Genomic DNA, 20,803 nt, shown 5'->3' with positions numbered 1-20,803 from the left:
CTGTGGAGGTTGCACCCGGTACGGAATGATCTGACCATGATCGAGACGTCGTCGGGGCGCGACCGCCCCTGGATGGCGGGGCCCGGCCGCCCGTGGGTGACATACGGCCTGATCGTCAGCTGCTGCCTGCTCTTCGTCATCGGACCGGCCTCGGGGCTCAACCCCGGCTATGGCACGGGCGGGCGGCTGGTGGAGGCCCAGTCCACATACTTCGAGCGCTGGGGAGTGGTGCCCAGCGCCCTGTGGAGCGGCGCCCCCGATCAGCCGCTCGCCCCGCTGACCGCGCTGTTCGTGCACGGAAACTGGCTGCATTTGCTCGGCAACATGCTGTTTCTCTACGTCTTCGGGGCGATGACCGAGGAGCGGATGGGACGGGTCCAGTTCGCCGTCTTCTACCTGGTCACGGGCTATCTGGCGCTGCTCGGCTACGCCGCCGCGCACGCCGACTCCGCCCAGACCCTGGTGGGCGCCTCCGGGTCTATTTCCGGGGTGCTCGGCGCCTTCTTGTGGCTGTTTCCCCGGGCCAGGGTGACCAGTCTCTTTCCGTTTCTGTTCTTTCTGCCGCTGCGCTTCCCGGCCTGGGCGGTGCTGATCTTCTGGGTGGCCCTCCAGTGGCTGGCCGCCCGGCAGGCCGACGACCGCCCCGGCGTCGCCTATCTCGCCCATCTCGTGGGCTTCACCCTCGGCTTTCTCTACGCGTGGGGCCGGTTCGGGCGGACGACTAGAGTGGGCGGCGCAGCCAGGGCCAGTGAGGGAGAAAGCCAGCCGTGATCACTTCGATCGTGCTCATCAAGACCAGCGTGGACCGGATTCCGGAGACCGCCGAGAAGATCGCCGCGCTGGAGAACGTGAGCGAGGTCTACTCGGTCACCGGCGCACACGATCTGATCGCGATGGTCCGGGTGGCCCGGCACGACGACCTCGCGGACATCATCACCGGCCAGATCAGCAAGCTGCCGGGGGTGGCCTCGACCGAGACGCACATCGCCTTCCGGACGTACTCGCAGCACGACCTCGAGGCGGCGTTCGCGATCGGCCTGGACGGCTAGGGTCCTTCCCACGGAGATCCGCCAGAAGGGCCCTAGCGCCACGCCCTCGGCGCTTCGGCCCCGGCACCCCCGGGGCCCAGCGGCTCCCTCAGCCCCGCCGCCTCCGGGCCCAGGGGCTCAGCCGCGGTCCGGGACGCAGCGGCCGTCCTCGGTGCGGTAGCTCCACCGGGCACCCTCGCGCACCAGCTCCTTCACGGCGCCCACGAACCGCTCGACATGCTCGTCCGGGGTGCCCGCCCCGAAGCTGACCCGGATCGCGTTCAGCGAACGCTCCCCCGGCGCGGCCTCCGGCGCGCCGCATTCGCCCGGCTCGTCGGGCTCGCTGTCCAGCAGGGTGCGGACCAGCGGATGCGCGCAGAAGAGCCCGTCGCGTACGCCGATGCCGTACTCCGCGGAGAGCGCCGCCGCGAAGTGGGAGCTGTTCCAGCCCTCCACCACGAACGACAGCACGCCGACCCGGGGGGCGTCGTCGCCGAACAGCGAGAGCACCCGCACCTCGGGCACCTCGGCCAGCCCCGCCCGCACCTTCTCGATCAGCTCCCGCTCACGGGCGACCAGGCCCTCGAAACCGGCCTCGGCCAGCGCCCTGCACGCCGACGCGATCGCGTAGACGCCGATGACGTTCGGCGAGCCCGCCTCGTGCCGGGCGGCGGTGGTGTGCCACTCGACGTCGACGCCCCCGTCGTCCCTGCGCGTCACCTTACGGCTGGCACCACCGCCCGCCAGATACGGCTGGGCCGCCCGCAGCCAGTCCGCGCGCCCGGCCAGCACACCGGCGCCGAAGGGGGCGTACAGCTTGTGCCCGGAGAAGGCCACCCAGTCGACGTCCGCCTCCGCGATGTCCACGGGGTGGTGGGGGGCGAGCTGCGCGGCGTCCAGGACGATACGGGCGCCGTGTGCGTGCGCGGCCGCGGCCAGCTCCCGCACCGGCCACAGCTCACCGGTCACATTGGACGCGCCGGTCACACAGACCAACGCCGGGCCCTCGGCGCGCCCCGCGAGCGCCTTCTCCAGCGTCTCCACCGCCTGCCGCGGGGAGCGCGGGGCGCTGAGGTAGCGGACGGTGACGTCCTCCCGCTGCTCCCACGGCAGCAGCGAGGCGTGGTGCTCGGTCTCGAAGACGAAGACCTCGGTGCCCCGCGGCGCCACGGCGGCCAGAAGGTTGAGCGAATCGGTGGTGGAGCGGGTGAAGACGACCTGGTCGTCCTCGCGGCAGCCGAGGAAGGCGGCGACGTCCTTACGGCTGTTCTCGAAGAGGTCGGTGGAGAGCTGCGAGAGGTAGCCCGCCCCGCGGTGCACGCTGCCGTAGTAGGGCGCGTAGGCGGCGATGTCGTCCCAGACCCGCCGCAGCGCGGGGGCGCTGGCGGCGTAGTCGAGCGCCGCGTAGGTCACCTCGCCCCCGGTGACCAGGGGCACCAGGACATCGCTGCCCAGCACGGGCAGCGGCTCACAGGCGGCGACGGAGGAATCGGCGGAAGCGGCAGCGGAGGCGGCGGAAGCGGTGGCAGCAGGGCGCGCGGACATGGCGAAGTCTCCCGGGAGGGTCGAAGGCGTGAGAATGCGTAACGCGCACAAAGACGGCGGTAAGCCGGCCGTCAGGGCGCGGAAAGTCGCTCGACGCACGGCCACACCGCACGGAGCACAGGAGGGGAAACGGGCCGCTCGGCCCTAGCGCATTCGCTGCATCACGGAAGAACTCCCTCGACCACCAGGACCCCTAGTGCGAGGGGTCCGCGCTTGCCGCCGGCCTCGCTGCCTGGCGGCCTGGTCATCACCCGGGGCACCCCGCCACGGACGGAGGGTTGCCGGACAGCGGGCCGGGGCCGTAGTCGCTGTCACTCGTGACCTGGCCAGGAGTATGCCATGCCGTACGACGGCGCCCATACCCTGTCCGCATCCCGGACAAGGCACGGACAGAACATGGGCACCGTAAGGGTTCCGCCTAGGCGTGGGTGGCCCGTACCCACCGCTCCAGGACGTCGCGCGCCGCGCCCGAGTCGATGGACTCGGCGGCCCGCGCGACACCCGCCGCGATCCGCTCCGCCAGGGGCTTGTCCCCCGGCTCCGGCTCGAGCGCCACCAGCGCCGACGCCGAGTTCAGCAGCACCGCGTCCCGGACCGGGCCCCGCTCGCCCGCCAGCAGCCGGCGGGCCACATCGGCGTTGTACGAGGCGTCCGCGCCGCGCAGGGCCTCCATGGGGGCCCGCTCGATGCCCACGTCCCGCGGGTCGAGGGTCTCCTGGCGCACGGCGCCGCCCCGGACCTCCCACACCTGGGAGGTCGTGGTCACGGTGAGCTCGTCCAGCCCGTCGTCGCCGCGGACGACCAGCGCGGAGGAGCCCCGCTCGGCCAGCACCCCGGCGATGATGGGCGCCATCCGGGCGTCCGCGACCCCGGTCGCCTGGCACTTCACCCGCGCCGGGTTGGTCAGCGGGCCGAGCAGGTTGAACGGGGTGGCGACGCCCAGCTCGCGGCGGGCCGAGGCGACATGCCGCAGCGACGGGTGGAACTTCACCGCGAAGCAGAAGGTGATCCCCGCCTCCTCCGCGACCTCGACCACCCGCTCCGGGGTGATGTCCAGGTTGACGCCGAGCTTCTCCAGCACGTCGGAGGCGCCGCTGGCGGAGGAAGAGGCGCGGTTGCCGTGCTTGACGACCCGCGCGCCGGTACCGGCGACGACCAGCGCGGACATGGTGGAGATATTGACGGTCCTGGCGCGGTCGCCGCCGGTGCCGACGATGTCCACGGTCGCCCCGGGCACCTCGATCACCTTGGCGTGCTCGTACATGGCCCGCACCAGCCCGGCCACCTCGGAGACCGTCTCGCCCTTGGCGCGCAGCGCGATCGCGAAACCGGCGATCTGGGCGTCGGTGGCCTCGCCCCGCATGATCCGGTCCATGGCCCACGCGGTGTCGTCGGCGTCGAGGTCCCGGCCGGCGATCAGCGAGCTCAGTACGTCCGGCCAGGTGCGGGCCGTCGCGGTGCTGTCGCCTCCGGCGGGGGTCACAACGTCCATGGTCCGCTCCTGGATCCGTGGGGGTGGGCAGGGAAGGGGCCGCGCACGTCAGCGGCCCGCCGCCAGCCTATCGGCAGCACGACCAGGGCCCCGGCCGGACCGTGTGGTCCGGGCCGGGGCCCTGGTCTGTGGCGTCAGCTGACGTGCGAGAGCGGTACGGCGGAGATCAGTGGTGGCCGTGGCCGCTGGTGATCTCGTGGTACTCCTCGCGGGTCGGCTTCGGAATGACGTTGTCCTCGCCGTAGTAGCCCTTGGAGAGCTTCGAACGGACCCGCTGCGCGGGCGTTACCTTCCGCTTGACCCCGTTCTCGTCGGTCTCGGGGCCGATCTCGTAGGGCTCGGGCTGCTCGTGCTGGGTCAGCATGTGCAGCTGCTCCTGCGCGAGCGGCTCATGGACCTCGACGAACTCACCGTGCGGCAGCCGCTTGATGATGCCGGTCTCACGGCCGTGCAGCACCTTGTCGCGGTCGCGCCGCTGGAGGCCGAGACAGATCCGCTTGGTGGCGATGAACGCCAGGACCGGGCCGGCGAAGAAGCCGATCCGCACGAACCACGTGATCGAGTTGATCGAGAGGTGGAAGTGGGTGGCCCACAGGTCGTTACCGCCACCGATCAGCATCACGAAGTACGCGGTCAGCCAGGCGACACCGAAGGCCGTACGGGTCGGGGCGTTGCGCGGGCGGTCCAGGATGTGGTGCTCGCGCTTGTCGCCGGTGATCCAGGTCTCGATGAACGGGTAGAGCCCGATCGCGAAGAGGACCAGCGGGAAGAGCACGATCGGGATGAACACGCCCAGGACGAGCGTATGACCCCAGGCGGTGATCTCCCAGCCGGGCATCACGCGGACCAGACCCTCGGCGAAGCCCATATACCAGTCGGGCTGGGCACCGGTGGACACCTGGTCGGGCCGGTAGGGACCGATGGTCCACACCGGGTTGATGGTCGCGACCGCGGAGAGGACCGCGATCACACCGAAGACCAGGAAGAAGAAGCCGCCCGCCTTGGCCATGTAGACCGGCAGCAGGGGCATGCCGACGACGTTCTTCTCGGTCTTTCCGGCCCCGGGGTACTGCGTGTGCTTGTGGTAGAAGACCAGGATCAGGTGCGCCACCAGCAGGCCGAGCATGATGCCCGGCAGCAGCAGGACGTGGACCGGGTAGAGCCTCGGGATGAGGTCCATCCCGGGGAACTCGCCGCCGAAGACGAACATCGAGATGTAGGTGCCGACCACCGGGATCGACAGGAACACGCCCTCGATGAACCGCAGACCGGTGCCGGAGAGCAGGTCGTCGGGGAGCGAGTAGCCGGTGAAGCCGGTCAGCATGCCGAGGAAGAACAGCAGGAAGCCGAACAGCCAGTTGATCTCACGCGGCTTGCGGAACGCACCGGTGAAGAACACGCGCATCATGTGCGTGAACATGCCGCACAGGAAGACCAGCGCGGCCCAGTGGTGGATCTGCCGGATCAGCAGACCGCCCCGCACCTCGAAGCTGATGTCGAGCGTCGAGGCGAACGCCTCGGACATCTTGACGCCCTGCATCGGGACGTACGGGCCGTGGTAGGTGACCTCTTCCATGCTGGGATGGAAGAACAGCGTCAGATACACACCCGTGAGGATGATGATGATGAAGCTGTAGAGGCAGACCTCGCCCAGCATGAAGGACCAGTGGTCCGGGAAGATCTTGCGCATATTGGCCTTGGCCAGGCCGTAGATGCCCAGCCGGCCATCGGCCCAGTCGGCGACGCGCTCGCCCGCGGGCGCTTTGCCGCGGCGCTGCTGCGCACCGCTGTCGCTTGTAGTACTCATCCGCGCTCCCAGTAAGCAGGACCGACGGGCTCCGGGAAGTCGCCCATGGCTTCGAGGTACCCCTGGTCGTTGGCCCTGATCCGCAGCTGCGGCAGCGCGTGACCGGCCGGACCGAAGATCACTCGGCCACCGTCGGAGAGGTCGAAGGTCGACTGGTGGCAGGGGCACAGGACGTGGTGCGTCTGCTGCTCATAGAGGTTGATCGGGCAGCCGACGTGGGTGCAGATCTTGGAGAACGCGACGATGCCCTCGTGCGACCAGTCCAGCTCGCGCTTGTCCTTGATGTTCTCCGGCTGCAGCCGGACCAGCATCAGGGCCGCCTTGGCGATCTCCGTCTGGAAGTCGTGCTGGTCCTCGCTCATGCCCTCGGGCATGGCGAAGGTGAGCGAACCGACGGAGATGTCCTCGGGGCGCAGCGGCTGCATGGTGTTGTAGTTCATCAGCCGCTTGCCCTTGGCCCACTTGGTGTGCCGCAGCTTGGTGCCCGGCAGCGGACCGAGATCGCGCAGCAGCACGACGCCGGAGAGCGGCACCAGCGCGAGCGCGCCGAAGAGGGTGTTGCGGGCCAGCTTGCGCCGGCCGAAGCCGGACTCCTTGGCGCCGGCGGCGAAATCCTCGAGGACCTTGGACTTCACCTCGGGGCTGGCCTCGATGGGGTGCCGCTCGTCGGCGATCTCCTCATCGGACATCAGGGTGCGGGCCCAGTGGACCGCGCCCGCGCCGATGGAGAACAGCGCGATGCCGAGCGTCACACCGAGCGCGAAGTTGAGCGCGCTGATGTGCCCGATCGGGAAGACGTAGATGTACTTGTCGACCGGCAGCGCCACATACGCGGCGATGAAGGCGATCGTGGCCACCATCGAGACCGTGAAGAGCAGGGCGACGGTGCGCTCGGAGCGCCGCGCGGCCCGCTCGTCGATGTCCTGCACACGGTGCTCGTGCGGGGGCAGCCCCGGGTCGGCGAACGGGTCCTCGACCGGCCTTACGGCGCTCTCGGCCCCTCGCTCTTCCGGCAGCTTGTCTTCTGCTTCTGAAATCTCGTGGCTACTCATGACTTCTTGGCCTTTGCGGTCCGGGCGGCGACCCAGATGGTGAGGACGATCATCGCGCCCATACCGAAGACCCAGCCGAACAGACCCTCACTCACCGGGCCGAGCCCGCCGAGCTCGAGGCCACCGGGGGTCTTGCTCTTGTCGCTGTTGACCGTGTCGAGGTAGGCGATGATGTCCTGCTTGTTCTTCGCCGGCATCACGGTGTCGGGGAAGTTGGGCATGTTCTGCGGGCCGGTCTGCATGGCCTCGTAGAGATGCTTGGCGCTGACCCCCTCGAGGCCCGGTGCGTACTTGCCGTTGGTCAGGGCACCACCCTTGCCGGCGAAGTTGTGGCACTGCGCGCAGTTCGTACGGAAGAGCTCCCCGCCCTTCGCCACGTCCGCGCCGTCCGGGCTGTACTCGCTCTTGGTGGGCGTCACCGGACCCGCACCGAGCGAGGCGATGTAGGCGGCGAGCTGCTCGGTATCGGCGTCCGAGTAGATCTTCTTCTTCTTCGGCACCTGGGCGCCCGGCTGCTGCGCGGGCATACGGCCGGTGCCGACCTGGAAGTCCACGGCGGCGGAGCCGACGCCGACCAGGCTCGGGCCGTCAGAGGTCCCCTGACCGCCCGTGCCATGGCAGCTGGCGCAGCCGACGGCATAGAGCTTCTTGCCCTCCTCGATGGCGAGGGACTGGGCGGAGCTGTCGTCGGCCTTCGCCTCGCTCGGCGAAAACGCGGCGTACAGCCCCCCAGTGACCGCCAGCGCGAAGAGTAGGACGACGAGCGCAGCCAGCGGATGGCGCCGTCGTGCGGAGAGCTTTTTCACGGATTACCCCGGTGTCAGGATCTTCTGCGTCGATGCTGTTAAGGACGTGGTTCCGGTGCGGTGACCGGCTTACTTGATCATGTAGATCGTGGCGAAGAGGCCGATCCAGACGACATCGACGAAGTGCCAGTAGTAGGACACGACGATGGCCGCCGTCGCCTGCTGGTGGGTGAACCTCTTGGCCGCGTACGTCCTGCCCAGGACAAACAGGAAGGCGATCAGGCCGCCCGTCACATGCATGCCGTGGAAGCCGGTGGTCAGGTAGAACACCGAGCCGTACGGGTCGGAGGAGAGCGAGAGCCCGTCCTTCTTGACCAGCTCGGTGTATTCGAAGATCTGACCGCCGATGAAGATCGCGCCCATGATGAAGGTGATCACGAACCAGGTGCGCAGCTTCTTCACGTCGCCGCGCTCGGCGGCGAAGACGCCGAGCTGGCAGGTGAGGGAGGAGAGCACCAGGATCGTGGTGTTCGTCGCGGAGAACGGGAAGTTCAGCGCGGACGCCATTTCCTTCCAGTGCTCGGCTCCGGTCACCGATCGCAGGGTGAAGTACATCGCGAAGAGGGCCGCGAAGAACATCAGCTCGGAACTCAGCCAGATGATGGTTCCGACGCTGGTGAGGTTCGGCCGGTTGACCGACGGGTGCGCGTGCCCGGTTTCTACTGCTGTTGCTGTCGCCACGACCGACATTATGTCGGTCGCTTATCCAGCGCTCACTCCCGGGGGTCCCGTTCGGAGTGTCAAGGACCGTGGCGAGGGCATCGACCCTGCTCGTCGGGGTCCTTCGGGACAGTCCCCCGAAGGAGGGAGAGATCCGTACGCCCCCTCCTCCGGACGGCTGTACGGGAGTAGCATCCGCCACAGGAGCCCGGCAGATCACTTACTTCGCCCGGAGGTCATGATGCGGCCGATCGCAACGGTGCTGGTCTACAGCGATGACGCGAGCACCCGCGAACAGGTGCGCCTCGCGGCCGGCCGGCGGCCCGCCGCCGATGTGCCACCGGTGGAATTTCTGGAGTGCGCCACCTTCCCGGCCGTTCTCTCGGCGCTGGAGGAGGGCGGCATCGACGCCTGTGTGCTGGACGGTGAGACGGCGCCCGCGGGCGGGATGGGCGTCTGCCGGCAGATCAAGGACGAGATCTTCCAGTGCCCGCCGGTGCTGCTGCTCATCGGCCGCCCGCAGGACGCCTGGCTGGCCACCTGGAGCCGCGCGGAGGCCGCGGTCACGCATCCGGTGGACCCGGTGGCCCTGGCGGACGCGCTGGCCGGGCTGCTCCGCCGGCGGCTCTCCGTGGGCGCCTGACCTCACCGTCCGCACCCCTGCTCAGACCTGGGGACGGAGCCGGGCGGAGTCGGCGGGCGTGGCGTCGGACTGACCGCCGGAGACGGCGCTGCCCTTGCGCCAGTCCGCCCAGGCCATGTTCCAGTCGCCGTAGCCGTTGTCGAACGTCGCCATGTCGTCTCCGTTGCTGTGTACGACCTGGACGATGTCACCCAGGCGCACGGTGTTGAAGAACCACTGGGCGTTCGCCGTGCTCATGCCCGTGCAGCCGTGGCTGACGTTGGCGTAGCCCTGCGAACCGGTGGACCAGGGCGCGGCGTGGACGTATTCGCCGCTCTTGGTCACCCGGGCGGCCCAGTAGACCATCAGGTCGTAGGAGCCGGCGCCGAGCCCGATGCTGGCGCCCGTCATCCGTACGGCGGATTCCTTGGCCAGCACCACCTTGATGCCGTTCCGGGTATCGAATCCGGGCATACCGGTGGTGATCGGGATGGTCCGGATCGGCACTCCGTTCCGCTTCACCGTCATCTGGTGGGTGCCGGAGTCGGTGAGGGCCTCCAGGCGGTCGCCGGTGGTCAGCCGCAGCGACTTGGCATCGCCGCCGTAGAGCCCGCCGCCGATCCTGATGCCCTTGAGGTTGGAGTGGGCCGTGATGGTGGCGTGGGCGGGCCAGAACTCCTGCGGGCGGTAGTGCAGGTTGCGGCTGTCCACCCAGTGCCAGACGCCCTCCACGGCGGGCCGTGAGTCCACCTTCAGGGCGCGCTCGATCACGGCGCGGGCCGAGGGGTCCTTGACGGGCCGGCTCAGCTTGGCCGTGATGGGCTGCCCCACCCCGTACTCCCCCGCCTTGGGGCCGAAGGTGACCTTCAGCAGCCGGCGGGCGGAGCTGGTGGTGAAGTCGACCGTACGGCGGCCAGGAGCGCCGTTGGAGTCCTCTGTGGACACCTTCAGCGTGTAGTGGGCGCCGGCGGCCAGCGGCACGGTACTGCGCCAGTGCCTACCGTCGTCGGCCAGCTCGCCGCGGACGTAGCGGCCCGCGGCGTCGGTGGCCGTGACATCCGTGATCCGGCTGTCGTCGCCCTTGGCGGTGACTTCGAGCGGCTTGTCCGGATCGGCCTTGCGGCCGTCGCCGTCACCGCTGAACGAGATCTGGTCGGCGGCGTCGTACGGCTTGGCGGACAGGGGGTCGGGAGATCCCGCGCATCCGCTCACACCCGCTATCAGCGGCGCCACCAGCAGGGCGCAGGTCAGCACCGCCCGGCTTCGGAGTGATCGAGGTGTGTGGCTCATGGACTCAACGTAAGAACGGCGTCCGTGAACGGCGCGCGGAGTGAGGCAGCGGGGTGAACCGACGGGCCCAGTCGGGGCCATGGCCCGGCGCCCGGCCGGCAACGCCGAGCGGGGCCCGGACACCTGGGGAGGTGTCCGGGCCCCGCTCGTTTCGCCGGTCGCGTCAGCCGACTGGCCGGTTACTGGTTGGCGTTCTCGCCGCGGTAGTACTCGAAGACCCAGCCGAAGAGACCGATCATGACGATCGGGGCCGAGAAGAAGAGCAGCCACCAGCCGAAGATCACGCCCAGGAAGGCCAGGGCGCCACCGACGGCCAGGGAGAGCGGCTGCCAGCTGTGCGGGGAGAAGAAACCCAGCTCGCCGGCGTCGTCCGCGACATCCGCGTCCTTGTTGTCCTGTGCTCCGACGTCCACCCGGCGCGCCGTGAAGGCCAGGTAGTAGCCGATCATGATGCTCAGCCCGAAGGCCAGGAAGAGCGCGGTGGTACCGGCCGGCTCCTTCGACCACACGCCATAGACGATCGCCATGACGAGGATGAAGACGGCCAGCCAGATGAACATCCGGCCTTGGACCTTCACTTGCCGGCCTCCTTACCACCCGCGAGGGCCTTGTCCTCGTCGGGCGCACCGTGGTTCTGGAGCTGGTCGAGCGCCGCGATCTCCGGGTGGTGCAGGTCGAACGCCGGGGATTCGGAGCGGATCCGCGGCAGGGTGAGGAAGTTGTGCCGCGGGGGCGGGCAGGAGGTCGCCCACTCCAGCGAACGTCCGTAGCCCCAGGGGTCGTCGACCTCGACCTTCTTGCCGTACTTGGCGGTCTTCCAGACGTTGTAGAGGAACGGCAGGATCGACAGGCCCAGCAGGAAGGAGCTGATGGTCGAGATGGTGTTCAGCGTGGTGATGCCGTCGGCCGCCAGGTAGTCGGCGTACCGGCGGGGCATGCCCTCGGCGCCCAGCCAGTGCTGCACCAGGAACGTGCCGTGGAAGCCCACGAACAGCGTCCAGAAGGTGATCTTTCCGAGCCGCTCGTCCAGCATCTTGCCGGTGAACTTGGGCCACCAGAAGTGGAATCCGGCGAACATCGCGAAGACCACGGTGCCGAAGACCACGTAGTGGAAGTGGGCCACCACGAAGTACGAGTCGGAGACGTGGAAGTCCATCGGCGGCGACGCCAGGATCACACCGGTCAGACCACCGAAGGTGAAGGTGATCAGGAAGCCGATCGCCCAGAGCATCGGGGTCTCGAAGCTCAGCGACCCCTTCCACATCGTGCCGATCCAGTTGAAGAACTTGATACCGGTCGGCACCGCGATGAGGAACGTCATGAACGAGAAGAACGGCAACAACACTCCGCCGGTGACATACATGTGGTGGGCCCACACCGTCACCGAGAGACCGGCGATCGAAATCGTCGCGGCGATCAGGGAGATGTAACCGAACATCGGCTTCCGGGAGAAGACCGGAATGACCTCGGAAATGATGCCGAAGAACGGCAACGCGATGATGTACACCTCTGGATGGCCGAAGAACCAGAAGAGGTGTTGCCAGAGCAACGCGCCGCCATTGGCCGCGTCGAAGACATGTGCCCCGAATTTACGGTCCGCCTCCAGGGCGAACAGCGCGGCGGCCAGCACCGGGAAGGCGAGCAGCACCAGCACCGCGGTCAGCAGCACGTTCCAGGTGAAGATCGGCATGCGGAACATCGTCATGCCCGGAGCGCGCATGCAGATGATCGTGGTGATGAAGTTGACCGCACCGAGAATCGTGCCGAAGCCGGAGAGGGCCAGACCCATGATCCACATGTCCGCGCCCACACCCGGCGAACGGACCGCGTCCGACAGCGGGGAGTAGGCGAACCAGCCGAAGTCGGCCGCGCCCTGCGGGGTCAGGAACCCGCCCACCGCGATCAGCGAGCCGAAGAGATACAGCCAGTACGCGAACATGTTCAGCCGCGGGAACGCCACATCGGGCGCACCGATCTGCAGCGGCATGATCCAGTTCGTGAAGCCCGCGAACAGCGGGGTGGCGAACATCAGCAGCATGATCGTGCCATGCATGGTGAACGCCTGGTTGAACTGCTCGTTCGACATGATCTGCGTGCCCGGACGGGCCAGCTCGGCGCGCATGAAGAGCGCCATCACCCCGCCGATGCAGAAGAACGCGAACGACGTGACGAGGTAGAGCGTGCCGATCGTCTTGTGGTCGGTGGTGGTCAGCCACTTGACGACGACATTGCCCGGCTGCTTCCGACGCACCGGAATCTCCCGCTCTTGCGAGGCGGTCGTACCGGCACCCTGGGGTTCGTTGAGGATGCTCACTGGATCTTGGTCTCCGCGTTCTTGGCGGCGTCCGTCTGCTCAATGCCCGCCGGGATGTAGCCGGTCTGGCCCTTCTTCGCCAGGTCCTTGAGGTGCTGCTGGTAGCGCTCCGGCGACACGACCTTGACGTTGAAGAGCATCCGGGAGTGGTCGACGCCGCACAGCTCGGCGCACTTGCCCATGAAGGTGCCCTCGCGGTTCGGGGTGACCTCGAAACGGTTGGTGTGACCCGGGATGACGTCCATCTTCATCAGGAAGGGGACCACCCAGAACGAGTGGATGACATCGCGGGACGTCAGGATGAACTGGACCGACTCGCCCTTCGGCAGCCACAGGGTCGGACCCGGGTTGCCGGTCTGCGGGTTCCGCTCAGCGGGGGTGCCGGCCTCGTAGACGCCCTCGGCGCCCTTGGGGACGGCGTTGAGCATGCGCTGGGGGATCGAGGAGATCTCCTTGGCTTCCTGCTTCGGACTGGCGGTGCTCCCGTCCACGTTCTCCATGTAGTTGAAGCCCCAGCTCCACTGATAGCCCACCACGTTGACCACGTGGTCGGGCTTCTTGGAGGTCTTGAGGAGCGCGTTCTCATCGCGTGCGGTGAAGTAGAACAGCACCGAGACGATGATGATCGGGACCACGGTGTACAGCGCCTCGATCGGCATGTTGTACCGGGTCTGCGCGGGAACCTCGATCTTGGTCCTGCTGCGACGGTGGAAGATAACCGCCCAGATGATCAGGCCCCAGACCAGGACGCCCGTGGCGAGCGCCGCCGCCCACGAGCCCTGCCACAGAGAGAGGATCCGCGGCGCCTCCTCCGTGACGGGGGTAGGCATTCCAAGGCGGGGGAAGTCCTTTGATGTGCAACCGGTGGCGGTCGCCAGGACCAAGCCCGCGGCCAGCGCCTGCAGCAGCTTCCGCCGCACCGGGCGCCGCGACGAGCGGTCGGAGCCGTTGGGACTCACGTAGCGCCTTCCCGAGAGTCTCGCCCGCGCGGTCGGCCGCGGCCGTCTTCTGGTCGGTCGCCGGCCCAGTGCGGGCAGGGGTTTGGATGTTTATGCGGACCAAACCCTACTGGACGCCATTTGGGGTCGCGCGGGGAGGGTGCCCAACGCGCCGGGGCGCTCCACGAAGGGGTGGAATCGCGGGCCCCGGCCGCCTTTTCCGGCCCGGCCCCACCCCGAACTCCGGCCCTGGCCGCGGGCCCGGCTGCCGCCGGGTGTGCCCCCTGCTCCGGCCCCGGCTTCGGCACCGGTGCGGGCCCGGCTCCGGCCGGGTGCGACCCCCTGCTCCGGCCCCGGCTTCGGGCGCCGGTGCGACCCTCGGCTCCGGCCGCGGCGCGACCCCGCTCCGGTCCCGGCGCAACCTCGGCTCCCGGTCCGGGTGCGGCCTCGCCTCCGGGCCCCGGTGCGGCCTCGCCTCCGGGCCCCGGTGCAGCCCCGGCTCCCGGCTCCGGTGCAACCCCGGCTCCCGGCCCCGGTGCTGCTCCCGGTCCCCTCGCGGTGCGGCCCCGGCTCCCGGTCGCGGCACGGCCTCGCTCCGGTCCCGGTGCAGCCCCGGCTCCCGGCCCCGGTGCTGCTCCCGGTCCCCTCGCGGTGCGGCCCCGGCTCCGGTCCCGCACGGGTCGCGCCCGTCCGTTTGCCGGTTGCGGCGACTAGCGTTCCGTATGTGCCCTACTTCGACACGGCCTCGTCCGCTCCCCTGCACCCCGTCGCCCGGCAGGCGCTCCTCGCCGCACTCGACGAGGGGTGGGCCGACCCCTCGCGCCTCTACCGGGAGGGGCGGCGGGCCCGGCTGCTGCTGGACGCCGCGCGGGAGGCGGCGGCCGAGGCCGTCGGGTGCCGCCCGGACGAGCTCGTCTTCACTCCTTCGGGGACACGCGCGGTGCACGACGGGATCGCGGGGGCGCTCGCGGGCCGGCGGCGCGCGGGCCGCCATCTGGTCGTCTCCGCCGTGGAGCACTCCTCGGTGCTGCACGCGGCGGCCGCGCACGAGGCGGACGGCGGCACGCTCACCGAGGTCCCGGTGGACCGTACGGGGCGGGTCGCGCTGGGTGCGTACGCGGCGGCCCTGCGGGAGGCCCCGGACGGGGTGGCCCTGGCCTGTCTGCAGTCCGCCAACCATGAGGTCGGCACCCTGCAGCCGGTGGCCGAGGCAGCCGAGGAGTGCGCGGCGGCGGGCGTACCGCTGCTGGTGGACGCGGCGCAGTCGCTCGGCTGGGGCCCCACGGAGGGCAATTGGTCGGCCTTGACGGCAAGTGCCCACAAATGGGGCGGCCCTGCGGGGGTGGGGCTGCTCGCGGTACGCAAGGGGGTGCGCTTCCGTACGGTCCCGCCCACCGACGAGCGCGAGTCGGGCCGCTCCCCCGGGTTCGAGAATCTCCCCGCCATCGTCGCCGCGGCCGCGTCGCTGCGGGCCGTACGGGCGGAGGCCGCCGCGGAGGCGGAGCGGCTGCGCGGGCTGGTGGACCGGATCCGGGCGCGGGTGCCGGAGCTGGTCCCAGACGTCGAGGTGGTCGGCGATCCGGAGCGGCGGCTGCCGCACCTGGTGACCTTCTCCTGTCTCTATGTCGACGGAGAGGCGCTTCTCCATGAGCTGGACCGCGCGGAGTTCTCGGTCTCGTCCGGCTCCTCCTGCACCTCGTCCACGCTGACCCCGAGCCATGTGCTGCGGGCCATGGGGGTGCTGTCCGAGGGCAATGTCCGGGTCTCGCTTCCGCGCGGTACGGCCGAGGCGGAGGTGGACCGGTTCCTGGAGGTACTGCCGGGGGTGGTGGCGCAGGTGCGGGAGCGCCTGGGTGCGCCGAAGCCTGCCCAGGCCGCCGTCGCGCCGGACCCGGACCCCGTGCCCGAGCCCGAGGTCGCGCTGGTGGTCGACTCGCTCGGCAAGCGGTGCCCGATCCCGGTGATCGAACTGGCCAAGGTGATCGGCGAGGTGCCGGTGGGCGGTGTGGTGGTGGTGCTGTCCGACGACGAGGCGGCCCGGCTGGACATCCCGGCCTGGTGCGAGATGCGGGGCCAGACCTATGAGGGCGAGCGGACGGCCGACCGGGGCGTGGCCTACCGGGTCCGCCGCCGCGCCTAGGCCCTGACGGGCCCAGGCCCTGACGGGCCCAGGCCCTGACGGGCCCAGGCCCATTGGGCACTGGCGGGCCCAGGGGACTACAGCGGAGCCGTGGGAAGCTACGGCGAAGCCGCGGGGAACTGGGCGGGACCCAGGGGGCTACGGCGGATCCGCAGAAGCCATAGCGGGGCCCAGGGAGCGCGAGAGCCCCCTGGGCGCCCAGCGGGGTTCAGGACAGGTGGGGCGCGATCTCGCCCGCCGCCTCATGGCCGTACGCCTTGGCGAAGCGCTCCATGAAGTGGCCCCGGCGCAGCTCGTACTCCTGGGTGCCGACCGTCTCGATGACGAGCGTCGCCAGCATGCAGCCCACCTGGGCGGCACGCTCGAGCGAGAGGTTCCAGGACAGACCGGAGAGGAAGCCCGCACGGAAGGCGTCGCCGACGCCGGTCGGGTCGGCCTTCTGGTCCTCCTCCGGGCAGCCGACGACGACGGGCTCCTCGCCCTCGCGGTCGATGCGCACGCCCTGCGCGCCCAGCGTGGTGACCCGGGTGCCGACCTTGGAGAGGATCTGCTCCGCGGTCCAGCCGGTCTTGGTCTCGATCAGCGCGGCCTCGTACTCATTGGTGAAGAGGTACTCCGCGCCGCCGATCAGCAGCCGGATGTCCTCCCCCTCCATGCGGGCGAGCTGCTGGGAGGGGTCGGCGGCGAAGGGGATGCCGCGCGAGCGGCACTCCTCGGTGTGGCGGACCATGGCCTCCGGGTCGTCCGCGCTGATCAGCACAAGGTCGAGGCCGCCGGCGCGCTCCGCGACCGGCTGCAGCTCGATCTGGCGGGCCTCGCTCATGGCACCGGTGTAGAAGGACGCGATCTGGTTGTGATCGGCGTCGGTGGTGCAGACGAAGCGCGCGGTGTGCTTGACCTCGGAGATCCGGACGGACGCGGTGTCCACGCCGTGCCGGTCCAGCCAGGCGCGGTAGTCGGCGAAGTCCTCGCCGGCCGCGCCGACCAGGATCGGGCTCAGGCCGAGCACGCCCATGCCGAAACAGATGTTGGGGCCGACTCCTCCACGGCGGACATCGAGGGTGTCCACCAGGAAGGAGAGGGAGACCGTATGCAGCTGATCGGCGACCAGCTGATCGGCGAAGCGGCCGGGGAAGGACATCAGATGGTCGGTGGCGATGGAGCCGGTTACGGCAATACGCACGGAGTCGCTCCTGCGGGGGCGGAGAGATCGGACGCTTCACGCTATCTGCTCAGCCCTGTCCATACGAACGGAAGAAACTACCCAATAGTAGGGCTTTCTTCACCGACACCCGCTGAATACGGTGCGTGGACGGGGGTACGCGTCGGCGACCCCCATGGACCAGGAGGCATCATGCCCCAGCACCTCGGCCCCGCCCTTCCCGCCACCGGAGCCATCGAGCCCGAGTATCTGGAGGAGCTGCGCGGCGACGGTGCCCGGATGGCGCCGCACTGGGCGGTCACCGTATCGCCTCCCGCCAGGCATGTTTCACCGGTCGCCCCCTCCCGCATCCGGGGGATCAGCGTGCCCGCGGCATCGGCCGATCTGCTGGCCGGCATGTCGGACTACGGCGACTGAAGGAACCGGGCGCGCCTCGGCTCCGTCTCATCGGCATCTCCTCGCGAGGGATGGGACCGTAGAACGTGAGCGGAGCCAAAGGAGCGAAACGGTGAGCACCGAGGACACCGACACCCCGCAGACCCCCGACGACACTCCCCGGCCGCGCCGGCGCTCGCCGCTGGCCGTCGTTTCGGTGGCGGCCGCGGTGCTGGTCGCCGGAGGTGGCGGCGCCTACTGGGCCTCCACCGCGGCGGACGGCGGCACCCGGGGTCCGGGCGCGGCGGGCGAGGACGGAGCACCCAAGCCCCTCGCGCTGGACGCCTACGCCACCCCGGGCGGTGAGCGAGGCGGAGACAAGGGCATCGCGCCCGGTGAGCCCGATCCACACGGCGGCCGCTACGTCGTCACGGGCAAGCTGCCGGACGGGCCGAAGGAGGCCCCGGTCTATCTGACCGACCCGAAGGTCACCAAGGCCGATGTGGCGCGGCTGGCGAAGGCGCTGGACGTCTCCGGCAGCCCCCGCGCCGACCACGGGTACTGGAAGGTCGGCGGCACCCCGGACGCGAGCGGCCCGACGCTGCGGGTGAGCCAGAACGGACCGGGTAACTGGTCGTACTCGCGCTATGGGTCGCCGGGCGGTACGTCCTGCGTCCACCCGGACGGGAAGCCGGACGCGAAGAAGGCCGAGCGGACCGACAAGGGCGATGGGACGGACAAGCCCGACAAGAGCTGCCCGTCCTACCGCGACGGCGACAAGCGTGGTGACAACGGCGCCGCCGAGGGCCGCGACAAGGCCGTGTCCGAGGAGAAGGCCGAGCGCGCCGCCGGGCCGGTACTCAAGGCGCTCGGGCTGTCGGACGCGAAGCTGGACGCGAGTGGTCTCTACGGCGCCGTGCGGATGGTGAACGCCGATCCGAAGGTGGGCGATCTGCCCACCTACGGCTGGGGGACCAGTCTGCAGGTCGGCGCCGACGGCCAGCTGGTCGGCGGCAGCGGCACGCTGGCCAAGCCCAAGGAGGACGACACCTATCCGCTGCTCAGCGCGGGACAGGCGCTGGAGCGGCTCAACTCGACGTCGGCCAAGGGCAATGGCCCGTCGGGCAAGGTGAGCGTGCGCAAGGTGACGTTCGGCCTCGCCTCGCACATGGTGGACGGCCGACGGGCCCTGGTGCCGTCGTGGATCTTCGAGACCAAGCCGACCGGGACCAACCGGGTGGCGGTCACCCTGCCCTACCCCGCGGTGAAGCCGGAGTTCATCAAGAAGTCCGACAAGAAGGCCGAGGAGCCGGGCCACTCCCCGTCGACCCGGCCGGGCAAGGGCGAGCGGACCTCCAAGCCGGATGACATCACCTCGTACAGCGTGGACGGCAAGACCCTCGCGCTGCGCTTCTGGGGCGGTGTCTGCAACACCTACTCGGTCTCCGCGAAGGAGACCTCGAAGCAGGTGACGCTGGAGCTCAAGAGCAAGCCGACCCATCCGGGGCGGGCCTGCATCCTCATCGCCAAGCAGCTGGACCGGAAGGTGACGCTGAAGGAGCCGCTGGACGGCCGGAAGGTCGTGGACGGGTCCACCGGTGAGACGGTGCCGCTGCGGAAGTGAGCGGACCGCGAGAGCTGCGGCAGGACATGCGGAAGGGGGCGGGCCCGGTGGGCCCGCCCCCTTCCGTTTCGCTGATTTCCGCCGTGCCGGGGGCTCAGCTGAAGGAGTCGCCGCAGGCGCAGGAGCCCGTGGCGTTCGGGTTGTCGATGGTGAAGCCCTGCTTCTCGATGGTGTCGACGAAGTCGATCGAGGCACCGCCCAGGTACGGGGCGCTCATGCGGTCGGTCACGACCTTGACGCCGCCGAAGTCCTTGACGACGTCGCCGTCGAGCGAGCGCTCGTCGAAGAAGAGCTGGTAGCGCAGGCCGGAGCAGCCGCCGGGCTGGACGGCGACGCGCAGCGCGAGGTCGTCGCGGCCCTCCTGCTCCAGCAGGCCCTTGACCTTCGACGCGGCGGCGTCGGACAGGATGATGCCCTCGCTCGCGGTGGTCTCGTCCTGAACGGTCATCTGCTTCTCTCCCGGGTCGTACGGACTACTTGCCGTCGGAACCAACCAACGGCGCCCCGGATTCATTCCGGGCTCAGCGCTTATCTCCTGTTGCCCTTCATGCTCGCATACGGGTGGACGCACCGGAATGCGTCACATCGACACAATGCCTCTCGTCAAAGTGACGTGAAGCGGCTATGATAGATAGCGTCATTCTGACGATTAGGGTTCCCAGCGAAGAAAGAAGGGTGCGTGACGTGACCACCGCCCAGCCCCTCGATGTGCAGCCGACCCCGCTCGCTCTGCTGCTTCTCGGCCGGGAGGCCGACCCCCGCAGCGAGCGCGGCGTGGAGTGCCCGGGAGACCTTCCGGCGCCCTCCGACCCGGACCTGGTGGCACGCGCCCGCGCGGCCAAGGACAAGCTCGGGGACAAGGTCTTCGTCCTCGGTCACCACTACCAGCGCGACGAGGTCATCGAGTTCGCCGATGTCACCGGTGACTCCTTCAAGCTGGCCCGGGACGCGGCCGCGCGGCCGGACGCCGAGTACATCGTCTTCTGCGGTGTGCACTTCATGGCCGAGTCCGCCGACATCCTCACCACCGAGGCCCAGCAGGTCGTCCTCCCCGATCTGGCGGCCGGCTGCTCGATGGCCGACATGGCCACGGCCGAGCAGGTCGCCGAGTGCTGGGAGGTGCTGACCGAGGCGGGCGTCGCGGAGGCGACGGTGCCCGTCTCGTACATGAACTCCTCGGCCGACATCAAGGCGTTCACCGGCAAGCACGGCGGCACGATCTGCACCTCGTCCAACGCCGAGCGGGCCCTGGAGTGGGCGTTCCAGCAGGGCCAGAAGGTGCTGTTCCTGCCCGATCAGCATCTCGGGCGCAATACGGCGGTCCGCGACATGGGCATGTCCCTGGAGGACTGCGTCGTCTACAACCCGCACAAGCCGAACGGCGGGCTCACCCCCGAGCAACTGCGGGCCGCGACGATGATCCTGTGGCGCGGCCACTGCTCGGTGCACGGCCGCTTCTCGCTGGACTCGGTCAACGATGTGCGCGAGCGGATACCGGGTGTGAACGTGCTGGTGCACCCCGAGTGCAAGCACGAGGTCGTGGCGGCGGCCGACTACGTGGGCTCGACCGAGTACATCATCAAGGCCCTGGAGGCCGCCCCCGCCGGTTCGAAGTGGGCGATCGGCACGGAGCTGAACCTCGTACGGCGCCTGGCCAATCGTTTCGCCGACCAGGGCAAGGAGATCGCCTTCCTCGACAAGACGGTCTGCTTCTGCTCGACCATGAACCGGATCGATCTGCCGCATCTGGTCTGGGCCCTGGAGTCGCTGGTGGCCGGCAAGGTGGTCAACCGCATCCAGGTCGACCAGGAGACGGAGCACTTCGCCAAGCTGGCCCTGGAGCGGATGCTCATGCTGCCGTAGGCAGCGTCCGGCGATGGGGGCGGTCATCGGGCCGTGGCGCGGTCACCACCACCGGGCCGCGCCATGCCACGCCCCGCCGTCGCGG

The 20,803-nt window shown here is 69.6% G+C and carries 19 protein-coding genes and 1 riboswitch; of the genes, 7 read left to right on the top strand and 12 right to left on the bottom strand.

Annotated elements, in window-relative coordinates:
* The first annotated feature begins 36 nt into the window (after positions 1 to 36).
* Positions 37 to 771: a rhomboid family intramembrane serine protease gene (locus tag J5X86_RS42235; RefSeq protein WP_208521930.1), complete on the top strand. Its 735-nt coding sequence runs from the start codon at positions 37 to 39 to the stop codon at positions 769 to 771.
* Positions 768 to 1,049, top strand: a complete 282-nt coding sequence (locus tag J5X86_RS42230) for an Lrp/AsnC family transcriptional regulator (protein WP_014060065.1) — start codon at positions 768 to 770, stop codon at positions 1,047 to 1,049. Before J5X86_RS42235 ends, J5X86_RS42230 begins: the two co-directional genes overlap by 4 nt.
* A 117-nt stretch (positions 1,050 to 1,166) precedes the next feature.
* On the opposite strand, the gene J5X86_RS42225 is transcribed toward J5X86_RS42230, so the two are convergent.
* The 6 genes from J5X86_RS42225 to J5X86_RS42200 form a co-directional block, all read right to left on the bottom strand.
* Positions 1,167 to 2,573 (bottom strand): aminotransferase class V-fold PLP-dependent enzyme, encoded by a 1,407-nt coding sequence (locus J5X86_RS42225; protein ID WP_208521929.1) that lies wholly within the window; start codon positions 2,571 to 2,573, stop codon positions 1,167 to 1,169.
* A 204-nt stretch (positions 2,574 to 2,777) separates the two neighbouring features.
* Positions 2,778 to 2,896: riboswitch (SAM riboswitch) on the bottom strand.
* A gap of 95 nt (positions 2,897 to 2,991) precedes the next feature.
* The gene (trpD, locus tag J5X86_RS42220) at positions 2,992 to 4,065 is read right to left on the bottom strand and encodes an anthranilate phosphoribosyltransferase (protein ID WP_208521928.1); all 1,074 of its coding nucleotides are present in this window, start codon (positions 4,063 to 4,065) and stop codon (positions 2,992 to 2,994) included.
* Positions 4,066 to 4,231: 166 nt separating this feature from the next.
* Positions 4,232 to 5,872 carry a cytochrome bc complex cytochrome b subunit gene (locus J5X86_RS42215; RefSeq protein ID WP_208521927.1) on the bottom strand — a complete coding sequence of 547 codons (1,641 nt, stop codon included), beginning with the start codon at positions 5,870 to 5,872 and terminating at the stop codon, positions 4,232 to 4,234.
* Positions 5,869 to 6,924, bottom strand: a complete 1,056-nt coding sequence (locus J5X86_RS42210) for a ubiquinol-cytochrome c reductase iron-sulfur subunit (protein ID WP_078640976.1) — start codon at positions 6,922 to 6,924, stop codon at positions 5,869 to 5,871. Before J5X86_RS42210 ends, J5X86_RS42215 begins: the two co-directional genes overlap by 4 nt.
* Positions 6,921 to 7,730, bottom strand: a complete 810-nt coding sequence (locus tag J5X86_RS42205; RefSeq protein WP_078640977.1) for a c-type cytochrome — start codon at positions 7,728 to 7,730, stop codon at positions 6,921 to 6,923. The genes J5X86_RS42210 and J5X86_RS42205 overlap by 4 nt, the downstream gene beginning before the upstream one ends.
* A gap of 69 nt (positions 7,731 to 7,799) precedes the next feature.
* A complete protein-coding gene (locus J5X86_RS42200; protein WP_059143403.1) occupies positions 7,800 to 8,420 on the bottom strand; it encodes a heme-copper oxidase subunit III in 621 nt (206 codons plus the stop codon).
* A 211-nt stretch (positions 8,421 to 8,631) separates the two neighbouring features.
* Between J5X86_RS42200 and J5X86_RS42195 the strand changes: the two genes are divergently transcribed.
* Entirely contained in the window at positions 8,632 to 9,033 is a 402-nt protein-coding gene (locus J5X86_RS42195; RefSeq protein ID WP_208521926.1) for a hypothetical protein, read from the top strand.
* Between the two features lie 21 nt (positions 9,034 to 9,054).
* On the opposite strand, the gene J5X86_RS42190 is transcribed toward J5X86_RS42195, so the two are convergent.
* The 4 genes from J5X86_RS42190 to coxB form a co-directional block, all read right to left on the bottom strand.
* The gene (locus tag J5X86_RS42190; RefSeq protein WP_208521925.1) at positions 9,055 to 10,302 is read right to left on the bottom strand and encodes an Ig-like domain-containing protein; all 1,248 of its coding nucleotides are present in this window, start codon (positions 10,300 to 10,302) and stop codon (positions 9,055 to 9,057) included.
* A 179-nt stretch (positions 10,303 to 10,481) separates the two neighbouring features.
* Positions 10,482 to 10,880 carry a cytochrome c oxidase subunit 4 gene (locus J5X86_RS42185; protein ID WP_208521924.1) on the bottom strand — a complete coding sequence of 133 codons (399 nt, stop codon included), beginning with the start codon at positions 10,878 to 10,880 and terminating at the stop codon, positions 10,482 to 10,484.
* Positions 10,877 to 12,616 carry a cytochrome c oxidase subunit I gene (ctaD, locus tag J5X86_RS42180; protein WP_208521923.1) on the bottom strand — a complete coding sequence of 580 codons (1,740 nt, stop codon included), beginning with the start codon at positions 12,614 to 12,616 and terminating at the stop codon, positions 10,877 to 10,879. The genes J5X86_RS42185 and ctaD overlap by 4 nt, the downstream gene beginning before the upstream one ends.
* Positions 12,613 to 13,575 carry a cytochrome c oxidase subunit II gene (coxB, locus tag J5X86_RS42175; RefSeq protein ID WP_078640981.1) on the bottom strand — a complete coding sequence of 321 codons (963 nt, stop codon included), beginning with the start codon at positions 13,573 to 13,575 and terminating at the stop codon, positions 12,613 to 12,615. The genes ctaD and coxB overlap by 4 nt, the downstream gene beginning before the upstream one ends.
* A 703-nt stretch (positions 13,576 to 14,278) precedes the next feature.
* Between coxB and J5X86_RS42170 the strand changes: the two genes are divergently transcribed.
* Complete coding sequence (locus tag J5X86_RS42170) at positions 14,279 to 15,694, top strand: cysteine desulfurase/sulfurtransferase TusA family protein (RefSeq protein WP_208521922.1); 1,416 nt, start codon at positions 14,279 to 14,281, stop codon at positions 15,692 to 15,694.
* A gap of 208 nt (positions 15,695 to 15,902) precedes the next feature.
* Here J5X86_RS42170 and J5X86_RS42165 read toward each other — a convergent pair whose 3' ends face one another.
* Positions 15,903 to 16,877 (bottom strand): carbohydrate kinase family protein, encoded by a 975-nt coding sequence (locus J5X86_RS42165; protein WP_208521921.1) that lies wholly within the window; start codon positions 16,875 to 16,877, stop codon positions 15,903 to 15,905.
* Positions 16,878 to 17,048: 171 nt separating this feature from the next.
* On the opposite strand from J5X86_RS42165, the gene J5X86_RS42160 reads away from it, so the two are divergent.
* Positions 17,049 to 17,273 (top strand): hypothetical protein, encoded by a 225-nt coding sequence (locus J5X86_RS42160; protein ID WP_208521920.1) that lies wholly within the window; start codon positions 17,049 to 17,051, stop codon positions 17,271 to 17,273.
* A 91-nt stretch (positions 17,274 to 17,364) separates the two neighbouring features.
* Positions 17,365 to 18,855, top strand: coding sequence for a hypothetical protein (locus tag J5X86_RS42155; protein ID WP_208521919.1), 1,491 nt, complete (start codon positions 17,365 to 17,367; stop codon positions 18,853 to 18,855).
* Between the two features lie 94 nt (positions 18,856 to 18,949).
* Here the strand turns inward: J5X86_RS42155 and J5X86_RS42150 are convergent, their stop codons facing one another.
* Positions 18,950 to 19,303 carry an iron-sulfur cluster assembly accessory protein gene (locus J5X86_RS42150; protein ID WP_044576747.1) on the bottom strand — a complete coding sequence of 118 codons (354 nt, stop codon included), beginning with the start codon at positions 19,301 to 19,303 and terminating at the stop codon, positions 18,950 to 18,952.
* A 236-nt stretch (positions 19,304 to 19,539) separates the two neighbouring features.
* Between J5X86_RS42150 and nadA the strand changes: the two genes are divergently transcribed.
* A complete protein-coding gene (gene nadA, locus J5X86_RS42145) occupies positions 19,540 to 20,718 on the top strand; it encodes a quinolinate synthase NadA (protein WP_208521918.1) in 1,179 nt (392 codons plus the stop codon).
* Positions 20,719 to 20,803 lie beyond the last annotated feature (85 nt).

It is taken from the genome of Streptomyces sp. NEAU-YJ-81, assembly GCF_017592595.1.
Taxonomy (GTDB): Bacteria; Actinomycetota; Actinomycetes; order Streptomycetales; family Streptomycetaceae; genus Streptomyces; species Streptomyces hygroscopicus_B.
Note: the sequence above shows the minus strand (reverse complement) of the source record. Positions and strands in the feature narration are given on the sequence as shown.